The 14,238-nt window shown below is 70.2% G+C and carries 18 protein-coding genes; 10 read left to right on the top strand and 8 right to left on the bottom strand.

Features of this window, described 5'->3' with window-relative positions:
- Positions 1 to 82 precede the first annotated feature (82 nt).
- A complete protein-coding gene (gene hisA / locus NKI68_RS04470) occupies positions 83 to 805 on the top strand; it encodes a 1-(5-phosphoribosyl)-5-[(5-phosphoribosylamino)methylideneamino]imidazole-4-carboxamide isomerase (protein WP_254545491.1) in 723 nt (240 codons plus the stop codon).
- A gap of 132 nt (positions 806 to 937) precedes the next feature.
- A complete protein-coding gene (locus NKI68_RS04475; RefSeq protein ID WP_254545492.1) occupies positions 938 to 2,278 on the top strand; it encodes a tryptophanase in 1,341 nt (446 codons plus the stop codon).
- A 37-nt stretch (positions 2,279 to 2,315) separates the two neighbouring features.
- Here the strand turns inward: NKI68_RS04475 and NKI68_RS04480 are convergent, their stop codons facing one another.
- Both NKI68_RS04480 and NKI68_RS23515 read right to left on the bottom strand, forming a co-directional pair.
- Entirely contained in the window at positions 2,316 to 2,609 is a 294-nt protein-coding gene (locus tag NKI68_RS04480; protein ID WP_254545493.1) for a GYD domain-containing protein, read from the bottom strand.
- Between the two features lie 147 nt (positions 2,610 to 2,756).
- The gene (locus NKI68_RS23515; protein WP_256562671.1) at positions 2,757 to 2,888 is read right to left on the bottom strand and encodes a hypothetical protein; all 132 of its coding nucleotides are present in this window, start codon (positions 2,886 to 2,888) and stop codon (positions 2,757 to 2,759) included.
- Between the two features lie 151 nt (positions 2,889 to 3,039).
- On the opposite strand from NKI68_RS23515, the gene hisB reads away from it, so the two are divergent.
- Positions 3,040 to 3,627, top strand: a complete 588-nt coding sequence (gene hisB / locus NKI68_RS04485; RefSeq protein ID WP_254545494.1) for an imidazoleglycerol-phosphate dehydratase HisB — start codon at positions 3,040 to 3,042, stop codon at positions 3,625 to 3,627.
- Positions 3,628 to 4,324: 697 nt separating this feature from the next.
- Positions 4,325 to 4,837 (top strand): TrpY family transcription regulator, encoded by a 513-nt coding sequence (trpY, locus tag NKI68_RS04490; protein ID WP_254545495.1) that lies wholly within the window; start codon positions 4,325 to 4,327, stop codon positions 4,835 to 4,837.
- On the opposite strand, the gene NKI68_RS04495 is transcribed toward trpY, so the two are convergent.
- A complete protein-coding gene (locus NKI68_RS04495; RefSeq protein ID WP_254545496.1) occupies positions 4,838 to 5,032 on the bottom strand; it encodes a DUF8147 domain-containing protein in 195 nt (64 codons plus the stop codon).
- Positions 5,033 to 5,134: 102 nt separating this feature from the next.
- Here NKI68_RS04495 and NKI68_RS04500 point away from each other — a divergent pair, with 102 nt between their 5' ends.
- Positions 5,135 to 5,821 carry an IMPACT family protein gene (locus NKI68_RS04500; protein ID WP_254545497.1) on the top strand — a complete coding sequence of 229 codons (687 nt, stop codon included), beginning with the start codon at positions 5,135 to 5,137 and terminating at the stop codon, positions 5,819 to 5,821.
- A gap of 15 nt (positions 5,822 to 5,836) precedes the next feature.
- On the opposite strand, the gene NKI68_RS04505 is transcribed toward NKI68_RS04500, so the two are convergent.
- Both NKI68_RS04505 and upp read right to left on the bottom strand, forming a co-directional pair.
- On the bottom strand, positions 5,837 to 6,055 hold the full coding sequence (locus NKI68_RS04505; RefSeq protein WP_254545498.1) for a hypothetical protein: 219 nt from the start codon (positions 6,053 to 6,055) through the stop codon (positions 5,837 to 5,839).
- 193 nt (positions 6,056 to 6,248) lie between these two features.
- Positions 6,249 to 6,926 (bottom strand): uracil phosphoribosyltransferase, encoded by a 678-nt coding sequence (gene upp, locus NKI68_RS04510; protein WP_254545499.1) that lies wholly within the window; start codon positions 6,924 to 6,926, stop codon positions 6,249 to 6,251.
- A gap of 155 nt (positions 6,927 to 7,081) precedes the next feature.
- Here upp and NKI68_RS04515 point away from each other — a divergent pair, with 155 nt between their 5' ends.
- Together NKI68_RS04515 and NKI68_RS04520 are read left to right on the top strand one after the other, a co-directional pair.
- Positions 7,082 to 7,402: a hypothetical protein gene (locus NKI68_RS04515; protein WP_254545500.1), complete on the top strand. Its 321-nt coding sequence runs from the start codon at positions 7,082 to 7,084 to the stop codon at positions 7,400 to 7,402.
- 14 nt (positions 7,403 to 7,416) lie between these two features.
- A complete protein-coding gene (locus NKI68_RS04520) occupies positions 7,417 to 7,854 on the top strand; it encodes an SRPBCC family protein (RefSeq protein ID WP_254545501.1) in 438 nt (145 codons plus the stop codon).
- A 4-nt stretch (positions 7,855 to 7,858) separates the two neighbouring features.
- On the opposite strand, the gene NKI68_RS04525 is transcribed toward NKI68_RS04520, so the two are convergent.
- The gene (locus tag NKI68_RS04525) at positions 7,859 to 9,166 is read right to left on the bottom strand and encodes a CobW family GTP-binding protein (protein WP_254545502.1); all 1,308 of its coding nucleotides are present in this window, start codon (positions 9,164 to 9,166) and stop codon (positions 7,859 to 7,861) included.
- A 621-nt stretch (positions 9,167 to 9,787) separates the two neighbouring features.
- Here NKI68_RS04525 and NKI68_RS04530 point away from each other — a divergent pair.
- From NKI68_RS04530 to NKI68_RS04540, 3 genes are all read left to right on the top strand, one after another.
- On the top strand, positions 9,788 to 10,084 hold the full coding sequence (locus NKI68_RS04530; protein ID WP_254545503.1) for a DUF7990 family protein: 297 nt from the start codon (positions 9,788 to 9,790) through the stop codon (positions 10,082 to 10,084).
- Positions 10,084 to 11,058: an ArsA family ATPase gene (locus NKI68_RS04535; protein ID WP_254545504.1), complete on the top strand. Its 975-nt coding sequence runs from the start codon at positions 10,084 to 10,086 to the stop codon at positions 11,056 to 11,058. Before NKI68_RS04530 ends, NKI68_RS04535 begins: the two co-directional genes overlap by 1 nt.
- Before the next feature lie 173 nt (positions 11,059 to 11,231).
- The gene (locus NKI68_RS04540; protein WP_254545505.1) at positions 11,232 to 13,055 is read left to right on the top strand and encodes a carbon starvation CstA family protein; all 1,824 of its coding nucleotides are present in this window, start codon (positions 11,232 to 11,234) and stop codon (positions 13,053 to 13,055) included.
- 61 nt (positions 13,056 to 13,116) lie between these two features.
- Here NKI68_RS04540 and NKI68_RS04545 read toward each other — a convergent pair whose 3' ends face one another.
- A complete protein-coding gene (locus tag NKI68_RS04545; RefSeq protein ID WP_254545506.1) occupies positions 13,117 to 13,812 on the bottom strand; it encodes a DUF8052 family protein in 696 nt (231 codons plus the stop codon).
- Positions 13,809 to 14,192, bottom strand: coding sequence for a cupin domain-containing protein (locus tag NKI68_RS04550; protein WP_254545507.1), 384 nt, complete (start codon positions 14,190 to 14,192; stop codon positions 13,809 to 13,811). The genes NKI68_RS04545 and NKI68_RS04550 overlap by 4 nt, the downstream gene beginning before the upstream one ends.
- Positions 14,193 to 14,238: the final 46 nt, after the last annotated feature.

Below are 14,238 nucleotides of genomic sequence, written 5' to 3' on the forward strand. Positions count from 1 at the left end.
GCTTGTCGTCGGGACGACCGACCCCGGTTCCCGTCGGGCGCGCACCGTCGCGCTTACCCTCGGGCCCCGCGAACCCCCGGACATGTTTCCGGAGTTCGAGGTGATCCCCGCGGTCGACATGCAGGACGGACGGGTGGTCCAGCTGGTCGGGGGGGAGCGCGGAACCGGGCGAACCTACGGCGACCCCGTCGACGCCGCCGAGCGGTGGGTCGGGGCGGGCGCGCGCACCCTCCACCTGGTGGACCTCGACGGGGCGTTCGAGGGAGAGCGGGTCAACGCGGAGGCCGTCGAGCGGATCGTCGAGACCGTCGACGTGGACGTCCAGCTCGGCGGGGGGATCAGGACCGCCGCCGACGCGACGGGTCTCCTCGACCGCGGCGTCGACCGGGTGATCCTCGGCACCGCCGCCGTCGAGACGCCCGAGATCGTCGAGGCGATCAGCGCCGACCACCCCGGGACGGTGATGGTGAGCCTCGACGCGCGCGGCGGCGAGGTCGTCGTCTCCGGCTGGACGGAGGGGACCGGCCTCGATCCGGCCGACGCCGCCGGACGCTACGAGGACCTCGGTGCGGGCGCGATCCTGTTCACCGACGTGGACGTGGAGGGACAACTGGAGGGGGTTCGGACGGCTCCCGTCGAACGCGTCGTGGAGGCCGTTGACGTCCCGGTCGTTGCCAGCGGCGGCGTCGCCACGCTCGACGACGTGCTCGCGCTCCGCGACGCTGGCGCGGCCGCAGTCGTCGTCGGGAGCGCGCTCTACGAGGGCCGATTCACGCTGGCGGACGCGTTCACCGCCGTGGCGTAGCGCCGGCGGGATCTCATCGTCTGGACGTGCGTGGCGATCGACCCCCGATTCTGGTCGTTCCTGCCTCGATCCCGGCACTCGGGTACACACGTGTAAACGTGACGTTATGTCGCGCCGGGTCGATTCCCGGCCATGCGCTCGTACAAGGCGAAGATGGTCGAGCCGATCCGTCTCCCCTCGCGCGAGGAGCGCTCGCGCAACCTGGCGGCGGCCGGGTACAACGCGTTCAACCTCGACGCCGCCGAGGTGTACGTCGACCTCCTCACCGACTCGGGGACCGGGACGATGAGCGACGCGCAGTGGGCGGCGCTCGTCCGCGGCGACGAGGCCTACGCCGGCAGTAAGAGCTTCCACCGCCTCGCGGCCGCCGTCGAGGACGTGATGGGCTTCGAGCACGTGATTCCAACGCACCAGGGCCGCGGCGCGGAGAACGTCCTCTACGGGGCGCTGCTGGAGGAGGGAGACGTGGTCCTCAACAACACGCACTTCGACACGACCCGCGCCCACGTCGTAAACCAGGGCGCTGAGGCCGTCGACTGCCCCGTCGAGGGGGCGTGGGACCGTTCGGTCGAGGGCGACTTCCTCGGGAACTTCTCGGTCGAGCGCGCCCGCGAGGTCGTCGACGAGGTGGGCGCGGAGCGCGTGCCCGTCGTCGTCCTCACGATCACGAACAACTCGGCGGCCGGCCAGCCCGTGAGCATGGCGAACGTCCGCGCGACCGCCGCGTTCGCCGAGGAGGTCGACGCCGCGTTCGTGATCGACGCCTGCCGGTTCGCGGAGAACGCCCACTTCATCGGGGAGCGCGAGCCCGGATTCGAGGATCGCACGCTCGCGTCGGTCGCGCGCGAACAGCTCTCCTACGCCGACGCGATCACGATGAGCGGGAAGAAGGACGGCCTCGTGAACATCGGCGGCTTCGCCGCCGTTCGGGACCCGGACCTCGCCGAGCTGGCCAAGCAGCGCGCGATCCTCTACGAGGGCTTTCCCACCTACGGTGGGATGGCCGGGCGCGACCTCGAGGCGCTCGCGGTGGGGCTGCGCGAGGCCGTCGAACCGCCGTACGTCGCGGAGCGCGTCGAGCAGGTGGCGACGCTCGGCGAACTGCTCTCGGAGGCCGACGTTCCCGTCGTCGCGCCGACCGGCGGCCACGCCGTTTACGTCGACGCGGGCGACCTCTTCCCGGGGATCCCCCCGGAGGAGTTTCCCGGCCAGCGCCTCGTCTGCGAACTCTACCGCGAGGGCGGGGTCAGGACGGTCGAACTCGGTTCCTTCGCCTTCCCCGGCGCGGACCGCCCGGACTACGTCCGCCTCGCGCTCCCGCGGCGCACCTACTGGCGCGAGCACCTCGAACACGTCGCGGAGACGGCCGCGACGGTGCGCGAGCGCGCCGACGAGTACGCCGGCCTGGAGATCGTGAGCGAACCGCCGATGAAGGAACTGCGCCACTTCACGGCGGAACTGCGGCCGCTCTGACTCGGAACGCGCGTTCCGAAACCGCAGAACGGCCCGATCAGGGCACGTCGCCGACGATCTCGCGGTACTCCTCCTCGGGGAACGCCCTGAGCGTCTCGGTGGTGACCGCGCCGCGCTTCCCGAGCGCGAGCGCGAACCGCGCCATGGCGTCGTCGTCGGGCATCTCGATCAGCGCCGCGATGTCGTGTCTGCCCATCGTCATGAAGAACTCCCGCACCTCCCCGTCCATCGACGCCGCGAGTTCGCGGGCGTCGTCGAGGCGGTTCGGACTCTCGGCGACCTCGGCTAACCCCTCGCCGGTCCAGTCGCTCAGTACGAGGTACGTTGGCATAGCACAACGAATATGCGGTCGCCGGCGATGAGCGTTTCGCCAACCGCTCGCGCGTCGTAGCGTCCCGCCAACGGGAGCCTTCCGGCCGTCTAGGTTTCGGGGTCGGCGAACGCGGGCGTGTCGCGGCGGCCGGATCGATTCGCCCGGCTACTCGCCGGCGATACGGTGGCCGACGTAGGCCAGTCCCGCTCCGAGGGCGGCACCGGTCGGCGTCGTCCCGGCGAGCGCGGGAGCGGTTCGCGCCACGGTCGAGAGTACCGACTCGCGGGTTCGAACCATCGTTCGCCGGATCCTGCGTGCGTCGGTCGGAAAAACGTTGTGCAGTCGCTCCGAGGAGCGCCGCCGCCCGACGCGCGATCGACGATCGGGCCGCACGCGTACCGACGCGCGGAGCGCAACGGGTTTGTCCGTGCCCCCGCTGGTCGTGGGTATGACCGACCGGAGCGCCACCGTCGCGCGCGAGACGAGCGAGACGGACGTCGAGGTGACGCTCGCAGTGGACGGCGCGGGCGAGGCGGACGTAGAGACGGGTATCGGCTTCTTCGACCACATGCTCGCGTCGTTCGCCAAGCACGGCCTGTTCGACCTCGCCGTCGCCTGCGACGGCGACCTGCACGTCGACGACCACCACACCGTCGAGGACGTGGCGATCGCGATCGGGCGGGCGTTCGACGAGGCGCTCGGGGACCGGCGCGGCATCGTCCGCTTCGCCGACCGGCGCGTCCCGCTCGACGAGGCCGTCGCGAGCACCGTCGTGGACGTGTCGGGCCGCCCCCTCTTTCGCTTCGAGGGCGCGTTCTCCCAGGAGCGCGTCGGGGAGTTCACCAGCCACATGGCGGAGCACTTCGCCCGCTCGCTGGCGACGAACGCCGGGCTGACCCTCCACGCGACCGTCGAGGGCGAGAACGCCCACCACGAGATCGAGGCCCTGTTCAAGTGCCTCGCGCGGACGCTCGACGACGCGACGCGGATCGACGAGCGCCGGAGCGACACCCCGAGCACGAAGGGGGCGCTCTAAGACCACCTTTTGCCGCGGGAGCGGCCTCCGGCCGCTCCCTGGCAAAACCTGGACCACCGCCGCGTCGCATCGCGACGCGGCGAGCAATCGGAACGCGAAGCGTTCCGATGACAAAACCGCGCCTCACCCCCTCGCTTCGCTCGGGGGATTCGACGCGTCCGCTCGCTCGGCGCTTCGCGCCTCGCTCACGGCCGGCGCTGCCGGCCGTTCGCGGTGTCCACGGGACTCGGAGAGTCCCGCGCTCCTCACGGGTGCTGCGCTGGTGCCGGCGATGGCGGTCGAGGATCCGGATCGTTCGGGCTATTCGCCTGGTCCGTACCTTTATAATAGAGGACGGGACCAGAGGCCCCGTGACCTGACGCTTGTCGCGGGGTGGCTGCGGTTGCGCGACGCCACGCCCCGCGAGCCGCCCGCGGCGTCGCCTGCACGCCCACGTTTTGCCGCGGTCGCTCGCTGCGCTCGCTCCCTGGCAAAACCTGGACCAAAACCGCGCCTCACCCCCTCGCTCCGCTCGGGGGATTCGACGCGTCCGCTCGCTCCGCTCGCGGTGCGAAACGGGATGTTCACGGTGGGCGGCCCGGCCGTAGCTCCGCGGTCGGTCCACGTATCCTCGCGCCCGACGCCCGGATGGGTACACCTTTCGCGGCGGGGGGACAACCGATGGTAGAGAAGGCGATCAGGGAGTGACTGGGAGACTATGACGAGCGATTTCGAGGGGATCATGGAGAAGTTCGAGAACAGCCCGAGCCAGCAGGCTGTCATCCGCCTGCTGCTCGAACGCGGGTTCTCCGTGAACGACGACGGCCGGGTCGTCTCCGGCGGCATCGGGATCCCGAACACGGGCATCGCCCGTGAGATCGACGTGGACCGGCGGGTCGTGGACGCGACGACGAACGCCATCCTCGCCGACGAGGAGCTGCGGCGCATCTTCCAGAACATCTCGGCCATCCCGAGCCTGAAGGACCTCGCGCCGGTGCTCGACCTGACCGTCCTCACCGTCTACGTCGACGACGCCGACGCGCCCGGCATCGTCGCCGAGGTGACCGGCCTGCTCGCCGACGCGGGCATCAGCATCCGCCAGACCATCAGCGAGGACCCGGAGTTCACCGACGAACCGAGCCTCACCGTCATCACCGACGAGGCGCTCCCCGGCGACCTCATCAACCAGGTCCGGGCGCTTCCGTTCGTCCGGAAGATCGAACTGGAGTGACTACGTCGCCGACCGCCGCGTGAGAGCGACGTAGGCGGCCCCACCGACCAGAATCGCTGCCGATGCGTCCGCCGGGATCCCGACGAACAGCGACGGCCACGCCCGCGTCGCGAGCAGTTCCGTCACGACGACGGTCGCCGCGAGGGAGGCGACGACCGCCATCGCCGCGCTCGCCAGGACCGACGTGTCGTCCACACGTTGTCGTCGTCGTGAACGGCCAAAAGGTCGTTCGACGCGCCCGCCGACACTCCCCGCCGGGCGCGAAAGCCGTTTCACCGCCCCCGTCGAAACCCGACCGTGCCAGGATCGTTTCGCACGCTCGCCGGTGCGGGCGAGGCGTCGTTCGTCGTCCGCGGTTCCGAGTTCATCGGCCACGCCGCGCCCGCGGACGACGTAGCCGAGGCCGAGGCGTTCGTCGAGGCGATCCGCGATCGCCACCCCGACGCGACACACAACGTCCCGGCCTACCGCGTTCGCGTGGGGGACCGCGCGGCGTCGAGCGCCGCGGATCGGACGGGCGGGCAGCGCCCGCGCGACGACACCTCCGGATCGGCGATGCTCCGCGAGTACCAGAACGACGACGGCGAGCCCTCCGGCTCCGCGGGTAAGCCGGTGCTGAACGTCCTGCAGGGACAGGACCTGGAGAACGTCGCCGTCGTGGTCACGCGCTACTACGGCGGGACGAACCTCGGCGTGGGGGGTCTCGTCCGCGCCTACTCCCGCGCGACGAAGGACGCGGTGGCGTCGGCGGGCACCGTCGAGTCGGTCCCCCACCGACGGGTGCGCGTGACCGTCGACTACGACGACTCGGGGACCGTCCGGGGGATCCTCGAGAGCGAGAGCGAGCGCGAGCGTGCGAGCGTCCAGTTCGACGCCGCCTACGAGGAGCGGGTGACGTTCGACGTGCGCGTCCCGGTCGCCGACGCCGACGCGCTCGTCGATCGGTTGCGAAGCGCGACGAGCGGACGCGCCGAGGTCGAGTGACGCGCCGGGATCGGTTCAGTATCCGCCGCCCTCGCCTTCGCCCTCGCCTTCACCGCCGCTTTCTCCCTCACCTTCGCCTTCGCCGCCGCCCTCACCTTCGCCGCCGCCCTCACCGCCCCCTTCACCCTCCCCTTCTCCCTCACCCTCTCCGCCGGGGGTGGTACAGCCGGCGAGCCACGCGAGCCCTCCCGTGCCCGCGAGCGCGACCCCGCGGAGCAGTCGTCGTCTGTCCATGTCTCCGTACACGTACCCAGCGTTCATAATGGTACAGTCTGTCACTCTGTGGCGCTCCCTCCCGCTCGCCACTGCTCCCGTCATCTATGGAGACGAACGGTGGTCGGTTTCGTCACGGGCGCGTGCGCCCTCGAATCGATCGCTCACCGGCGGTTTCCACCCGAAGCGAGAGGGTTCGGATTCGAACGCGAACTCAGTCGGTGCCGAACGCACGGTCGCCCGCGTCGCCGAGGCCGGGGACGATGTAGCCGTTCTCGTCGAGGTGATCGTCGATGGCGACCGTGAGCAGGTCTGCCTGGGGGAACTGCTCCGCCACGCGCAGGAGGCCGTCGGGCGCGCTCACCGCCGAGAGGACGAACAGCTTCGCGGGGTCGGGCTGGTCCGAGAGGACGTGATCGAGGACGACGCACATCGTGCTCCCCGTGGCGAGCATGGGATCGGCGACGATGACGGTGTCCTCGGGCGTGATCTGGGGGAGCTTCACGTAGTCGATGGTGATGGGGAACTCCCCGCGCTCGTTCATGCCCGCCTCCTCGTCGCGCCCGGCGCTGATGACGCCCTGTCGGGCGCGGGGGAAGGCCTTGAGCAACCCCTCGACGAACGGCGTCGCGGCGCGCAGGACGTTGATGATGACGACGTTCTCCAGTCCGGTGACGCGCTCGCCGGTCATCTCGGTGAGCGGCGTCCGAACGGGGACGTACTCCGTCTCCATCGCGCCGTCGATGATCTCGTAGCCGCAGATGCGGCCGAGCTTCACGAGGCCCTTCCGGAAGGACACCTGCTGGGTCTCCACGTCGCGGATGCGCGAGAGCGTGTCCCGGGCCAGCGCGTGGGTGACGAGCGACGCGTTCGTGCGCTCCTCGATGGTCATGCTTACCCGAAGCGAGTCGCCCCGGCGTAAAAAGTCAGCTATACCGTCGGCTGTAACCTCGCGGAGATGTTCGGCCCCCCGGTGTCGAACGGCCGCGACCGATCTCGGCCGACGGCGGACTTCACGTACTTCGTCCCGCGGTCCCTGGTCCACCCGTGAAGCCCCGGAACCGCCGCGGCACGCCGGTCGATCCGGTGCCGTTCCTGGTCGTGTGCGCGTTCGCCTTCCTGATCAGCTTCGCGATCGGACCGATCCTCTGCTACGAGTACGGCCTGCGCGGCCCCCTCGCGTTCGTCCCCCCGTCGATCGTCTTCCTCGTCGCCGTCGCCGCCGCCTACCACCGCCTCGTCTGGACCGCGCGCCCGTCACTGCTCGGCGAGGTGCCCGTCGAATCGCGCCTCCGGCGGCTGTTCTACGCCGTCCTCGTCGTCTTCCTCCTGCTCGGGGCGCTCTCCATACCGCTTTTGCTTCGCTAGCCCAACTCCGTGCTATGCCCGAGGTCACCGTCTCCCGGTTCGTCCGCGCCCCGCCGCGCGTCGTCCTGCGCCGCCTCACGCCCGGGGCGCTCGTCGCCTACGAGGGGAGCTTCGCCGTCCGCGAGGTCCACGAACGCGACGATGGGCGCTACGATGCGCGCGACGACGGGGGCGCGACGGTCGTCACCGCGGGCGCGCGCGGTCTCGAACTCGCCCTGCGCTTCGAGGAGCGACCGGACGGCTGGTACTACACCCAGGAGGGCGACGCGGGTCCCTTCGACGCGATGGAGACGTGGGTCACGGTCGAGGCGGAGGACGAGGGCTCGCGCGTGACGATGCGCTCCGCCGTGGACCTCGGACTGCCGATTCCCGCCCTCTCGGGGCGGGTGGCGGCCTGGAAGCGACGCGGGGAGCTGAACCGGGCGCTCTCGGCGCTGGCGGCGGACTGCTGACGGGCTATCGGAGCACCAGCGGGTCGTCGCCCGCGTCGGGGAACGGGTTCTCGCCGTACGTCCCCGAGTTCCACTCGTCGTCGGTCACGAGCGCGGCGTCGAGCGCCGCGACGATCGACTCCTCGTCCATTTCCGTTCCGATGAACACCAGTTGGGACTGGCGGTCGCCGTGCTCCTCGTCCCACTCGATCTCGGGGTGCATCCGCCGCTGCATCTCCCGGCGCGACTCGTCGAGGCTGGCGATCCACGCGCCCTGCACCTCGACGCGCGAGGACGGTCCGGCCTGCCCGTAGTGCAGCGAGACCTCGTCCCGCCCTGCGACCCACAGCAGGCCCTTCGACCGGACCACCGAGGAGGGGAGGTCCCGCAGCGCGTCGGCGAGGCGGCCGGGGTGGAAGGGCCTGCGGCGGCGGTAGGCGAAGGAGTCCACGCCGTACCGCGCGGCGGGGTGGTGCTCGGCGTGGTCGCGGTCGGCGTGGTCGGCGTGACCGTGCTCCGCGCTGTCGTCGTGTTCCTGCTCCTCGCCCTCGTCGCGGTGATGCTCCGCGTGTTCGAGCGCGCGCCGCCAGCCGTCGGTTTCGCTCACGGTGTCGAGGTCGAACCGCCCCGTCCCGACGATCGCCTCCGGTTCGAGGTCGCCGTGTACCGTCCTGACGATCCGGGCGCGGGGGTTGAGCGACCAGATCAGTTCCTCCGTCTCCGCCAGCGCCGCCTCGTCCGCGAGGTCGCACTTGTTCAGCACGACCACGCCCGCGCACTCGACCTGCGCGACGAGCAGCTCGGAGAGCGGACGCGGGCCGTCGTCGCCCCCGGCGCTCTCGACGGTTTCGGCGTTTCCGACGTTCTCGACGCGCCCGTCCGCCTCCGTGGTTTCCCTCCCCCCCTCTCCCTCCCCTTCCCCGTCCGCGAGCGTCCGACGGAACGCGGCGGCGTCCACGACCGTCGCGAGCGTGTCCAGTTCGTAGGCGGCGCTCGCCGCGCCGGTCGTGAAGAGCCGGGCGACCGGCGCGGGTTCGCTGATCCCGGAGGACTCGACGACGAGGTGGTCGAAGTCCCGTTCGCGGGCGAGGCGGGAGACCTCGATCTCCAGGTCGTCCCGGAGGTCGCAGCAGATGCAGCCGTTCGAGAGTTCGGCGACGCCGTCGGCGCGCGACTCCACGAGCGCCGCGTCGACGTTGATCTCGCCCACGTCGTTGACGAGGACGGCGAGTCGTCGGTCGGCGTGCTCGAGCAGGTGCGTGAGCGTCGTCGTCTTGCCCGCCCCCAGCGCGCCGCTCAGGACGGTCACGGGGGTTCCGTCGGTCGTGGTCATTGGGTGGGGTTTGTGACCGTTCGCACTTAGCGCATGCGACAGCAGCGTTTCGCGGCTGGTACTGAAATCACGTGATGGCGTGACTGAGGACTGCAAAGCCCTCGGCCCCTACGCTCGTGCGGCTCGCTGCGCGCTCACTCCGTTCGCGTGCTTAGCGGGCGAGACTCGCTCCGCTCGTCTCGCCGCCTTCCGCTCGCTCCGTCTGCTCACGGACGGCAAAGCCGTCCGTTCGCGTGACGCGCGGAACTCCAGAGGAGTCCCGCGCTACTCGCGGAAGCATCGCCGTACTTCGCGTAGGGACCTCGCCCTTTGCGATTCCGCCAGGACCGCCCCTGCCCTCCCCCGGGTCGCGCGGCCCTCGCTCCGCTCGGGCACGCGCTCCCGGCCGCGGTACGAGGTTGTGCCGCACGATGGGCGCGTTTCGTCGACATCCGGAGGGAGGACTGACCGCGCGGGTCCTGGCGGACTGAAAGGGCGTCCCCGTGAGTGAAGCGAGCGCGAGGGCTTTCCTCCCGTTCGGGCTATCGCCACTCTCCCGGCGCTCGCTCCAGCTACCCGACTGAGGAATCCGTCACGCCGCCCCGACACGCTTTTGCGCGCCCGTCCCCGTGATCCGTGCACATGGAACTGTGGGAACGCATCGCGGCCTACCGCGAGGTCGTCGAGGAGTGGCTCCGCGGCCTCTACCACGGGATGATCTCCCACCCGGCCTACGAGAAGATCGAGCAGGAGGCGGAGGACACGGAGGACGCCTTCCTGCTGGCGTGCTTCCCCGACGCCTTCGGCATCCCGAGTCCCGTCTCCTACTACACCGCCGAACTGCTCCCGTACCTCGCGACGGAGTTCGAGGCGTGGGAGCGGCGGATGTGGGACCGCGAGTCGCTGCTCGAACGCAAGGGCCACCAGTACCACTTCTGATGCGCAGGTTCGTCTTCTTCGGCGGGAAGGGCGGCGTCGGCAAGACCACCGTCTCCAGCGCCTACGCGCACGCGTGCGCCGAGGCGGGCCTGGAGACGCTCGTCGTCTCGACCGACCCGGCCCACAGCACCGCCGACGTGTTCGACCAGGCGTTCTCCGACGAACCGCGACCCGTCGAGGGGTACGACTCGCTGTCCGCCATGGAGATCGACCCCGACGAGGAGGTGACCCGCCACCTGATGGGCATCAAGCGGGCGATGGGCGACCAGGTGAGCCCGGCGATCGTCAACGAGATCGACCGGCAGGTCGAACTCGCCCACCAGACCCCCGGCGCGCACGAGGCGGCGCTGTTCGACCGCTTCATCGACGTGATGCGAAACAGCGACGGGTACGACCGCGTCGTCTTCGACACCTCGCCGACCGGCGGCACCCTCCGACTGCTCTCGCTGCCCGAGTACCTCGGCGGGTGGATAGACCGCCTCGTGGAGAAGCGCGAGCAGAGCATCGACCTCTTCGAGAAGGCGGCCATCGGCAACCGGGAACCGCGCCGGACGCAGGTCGGCGACCCCATCGTCGCCCGACTCCGCGAGCGCAAGGAGAACTTCGAGTTCGCGGGCGAGACGCTCCGAAACGAGGCGGCCTTCTTCCTCGTGCTCAACCCCGACGAACTCTCGATCCGGGAGACCCGCCGCGCCGTCGACAGCCTCGACGACTACGGTCTCACCGTCGCCGGCCTCGTCGTCAACCGACTCACGCCCGAACCGGAGGACCACGAGGAGGGCCGGGGAGCGCGGTTCCTCCGTCGGCGCTGCGCGACCGAGCGCGAGCGTCTCGCGGAGGTCCGGGAGTCGTTCGAGCACCCCGTCGCGGGGGTCATCGAGACGCGCGTCGCGGAGGTGAAGGGCGACTTCCTCGCGGACGTGGCCGACGAACTCGAGATCGAGGTGGCGCTCGACGGACCGCACGCGCGGTGATCACCACCTCTCGAAGAGCATCACACAGACACGTGACACGTTCGGACATCGATGTCCGAACGTGTACGACCGTCCCCGTCTCCCGACTGATCGTGCCCGCTCGGACCTATCACCCGCGATAATTGATAGGGAAGGTTTAAGCGTACGAGCCAGGGACCATACGAACTGATACCATGGTTCAGATAATATGGCTCGTCGTCACGGTACTCGCGCTGTTCAGCGTGGGGTACCTCGGGTACTCGCGATACCTGTCGCGGTTCGTGGAACTGGACGACAGCCGCGAGACCCCGGCGCACAAGTACGAGGACGGACAGGAGTACGTCCCGGCGAAGAAGCCGGTCCTCCTCGGTCACCACTACTCGAGCATCGCGGGCGGCGCGCCCATCGTCGGCCCGATCACGGCGGCCGTCGTCTGGGGCTGGCTGCCCGCGCTGCTCTGGATCGCCGTCGGCAACCCGCTGATGGGCGCGGTCCACGACTTCACCGCGCTGTCGGCCAGCCTCCGGCACGAGGGGAAGTCCGTCGGCTACATCATCGGCGAGTACGTCGGCGAGCGGGGCAAGAACATGCTCCTCTGGTTCGCCTTCCTCACCATCATCCTCGTCGTGGCCGTGTTCGCGCTCGTCGTCGGCATCGTCTTCGACGCCTACCCGCAGGCGGCGACCGCGAGCCTGCTGTACATCGGCCTCGCGTTCGTCTTCGGGATCTACCTCTACCAGCTCGACCTGCCGTTTCTCGCGGGGACGGTCGTGTTCGTGGCGGGCGTGTTCGCCAGCGTCTGGGTCGGTATCCAGTACCCGCTCGCGATCACGCCGGCGGTCGGCGAGGCCAGCTACCCGGCGGGCACCATCGTGCTCCTCTCGGGCGCGACGCCCCTCCCGACGGTCATCAACCCCAACGTCTCGGCGTGGATCCCGATCATCATGATCTACGCGGGGCTCGCGAGCGTTCTCCCGGTGTGGATGCTCCTCCAGCCCCGCGACTACCTCTCGTCGTTCCTGCTGTACGCGGGCGTCGGCGGCGCGCTGCTGGCGATCATCGTCGGCACGTTCTTCGGTGCCAGCCAGCCGCTCGTCATCTCCGAGAAGATCCCGGCGTTCGCCGGCTTCTGGGGGACGACCGGCGTGACGCCGCTGTTCCCGCTTCTGTTCATCACCATCGCCTGCGGGACCATCAGCGGCTTCCACTCGCTCGTCTCTTCGGGAACGACGGCGAAGCAGCTGAACCGGGAGTCCGACGCCCGGCTCATCGGCTACGGCGGCATGCTCGGCGAGGGGCTGCTCGCCGCGGTGGCGCTCTCGACGGTCGCCCTCGTCGGCATCACCGTCGAGGGGGGCGGCATCGGCCAGGCGCTCCCCAACTTCGCCACCGGCGGGGGCGTCATCCTCACCGCCTTCGGCATCCCGCCGGAGTTCGGCGCTCCCTTCATGGGTCTCGTGCTGGTGAGCTTCCTGCTGACCTCCACCGACACCGCCGTCCGCCTCGGGCGGTACATGATGGAGGAGATCGTCGGCACGCCCGAGAGCACCGTCGAGGAGGTCGCGGTCAACCGCTACGCCAACGCGGCCATCCAGTCCGTCCCGGCGTACCTCCTCATCACCAGCGGCTCGTGGCTCACCCTCTGGCAGCTGTTCGGCGGCGCGAACCAGCTGCTCGCCGCGCTTGCGCTCCTGACGGCGACCGTCTGGCTCGCGAACTGGGACCGCAGCAAGCAGCTCGTGAGCACCGGCCTGCCGATGGCGGTGATGGTCACGATCACCATCCTCGGTCTCAGTTGGCTCGCGTTCTACACGAACGTCTACCAGAAGTTCCTCGTCGGCAACCCCGCGGACCTGGGGCTGTTCGGCACGCTCTCCGCGTTCGTCCAGATCGCGCTCGCGCTCACTCTCATCGGCCTGGCGCTCTCGCTGGTCTACATGGGGATCGGTAACATCCGCGAGGCCCGCGAGCGGACGGGCCCGGCGGTCACCGACGGCGGCGAGTCGAGCGACGACTGACCGACCGCACGCTCCTTATTCGCGCCGCGCTCGGAGAGCGGCGCGTCCGCCGCCCGTCCCCCTACCGTCGGAGTCGGCCGATCAGCCGGCCGACCAGGCCGGCCGGTTCGGCGTCGGTCCCGTCGGATCGCCACAGCCGGAAGGCGTGTGCCACGTCCGCGTTCGCGCTGGCCGCGATGTCCTCGCGCTCGGGGGCGACGACGAGGAGGTTCACCTCGTAGTGGCCGAAGTAGCCTAACTTGATGAGGGTGCGATCCTTGAACCCCGCGACGAACTCGCGCACGTCGCTCGGGATCTCCGGGACGAGCAGGACGAACGTGAAGTCGGTGCTGAAGTGCTCCTCGTCGGCGTCGATCCACGCCGCCGCGAGGTCGTGGCCGAGGTCGACGAGCCGTTCTACGTCGTCGCGGGTCGCTCCGGTCGCGCGCCGGGCGAACAGGTGCTCGGTCGAGCCGTGGTTCGCGTAGTTGAGCGAGGGGTGGAAGAAGTGCTTCCGGCTCTCGACGCGCATCCGCCCGTAGAGGTCGAAGCGCTCGCCCCGCACGCGGTAGTCGTCCTCGAGGTCGTAGCTGTACATCAACCCGTCCGCGACCCGATCCAGGTACTCGTCGTCCCAGTCGGGGATCCCGAGGTCGGCGCGGGTGGGAGCCCCCCCGTCTGGTCCCCGCTCCGCGCTCGATCCGCGTTCCGGTTCCGGTTTCGATCCCACCTCGGGTTTCGCGTCCTGCTCCCGGTCGGAATCCGTGGGCGCGGTCATGCCCCGTCGTCGGGATCGTAGGCGTGCACGTCGTCCCGCACCGGCGGCGCGCCGATCGCGAGCACTTCCACCGCCTCGTCGGCGTCCTCGGGGTTGTACGCCCGCTGGGGGCTGCCCGGGTCGACGGCGAACAGCGACCCGGCGGGGACGGCGAGCGTCTCCGCCGGCGTCTCGACGTGGAGCGTGCCGCTGAGGACGTAGAACGCCTCCTCCTGTTCGTCGTGGTAGTGGTAGGCGAGGGGGAGCTGTTCGCCCGGTTCGGCGTCGAACCGGTTCACGGCGACGCGTTCGAGCCCCGCCGCCGGCGAGAGGCGACGGAGCGCACACGGGCGGTCCGGTTCCGGTTCGAGGTCGTCCGCACTGACGAGGCGGTAGCCCATACGCGTAGACGAGAGAAGCGAGCGGATAACAGTTACCCCCCGGCGG

It is taken from the genome of Halomarina pelagica, from assembly GCF_024228315.1.
Lineage (GTDB): Archaea > Halobacteriota > Halobacteria > Halobacteriales > Haloarculaceae > Halomarina > Halomarina pelagica.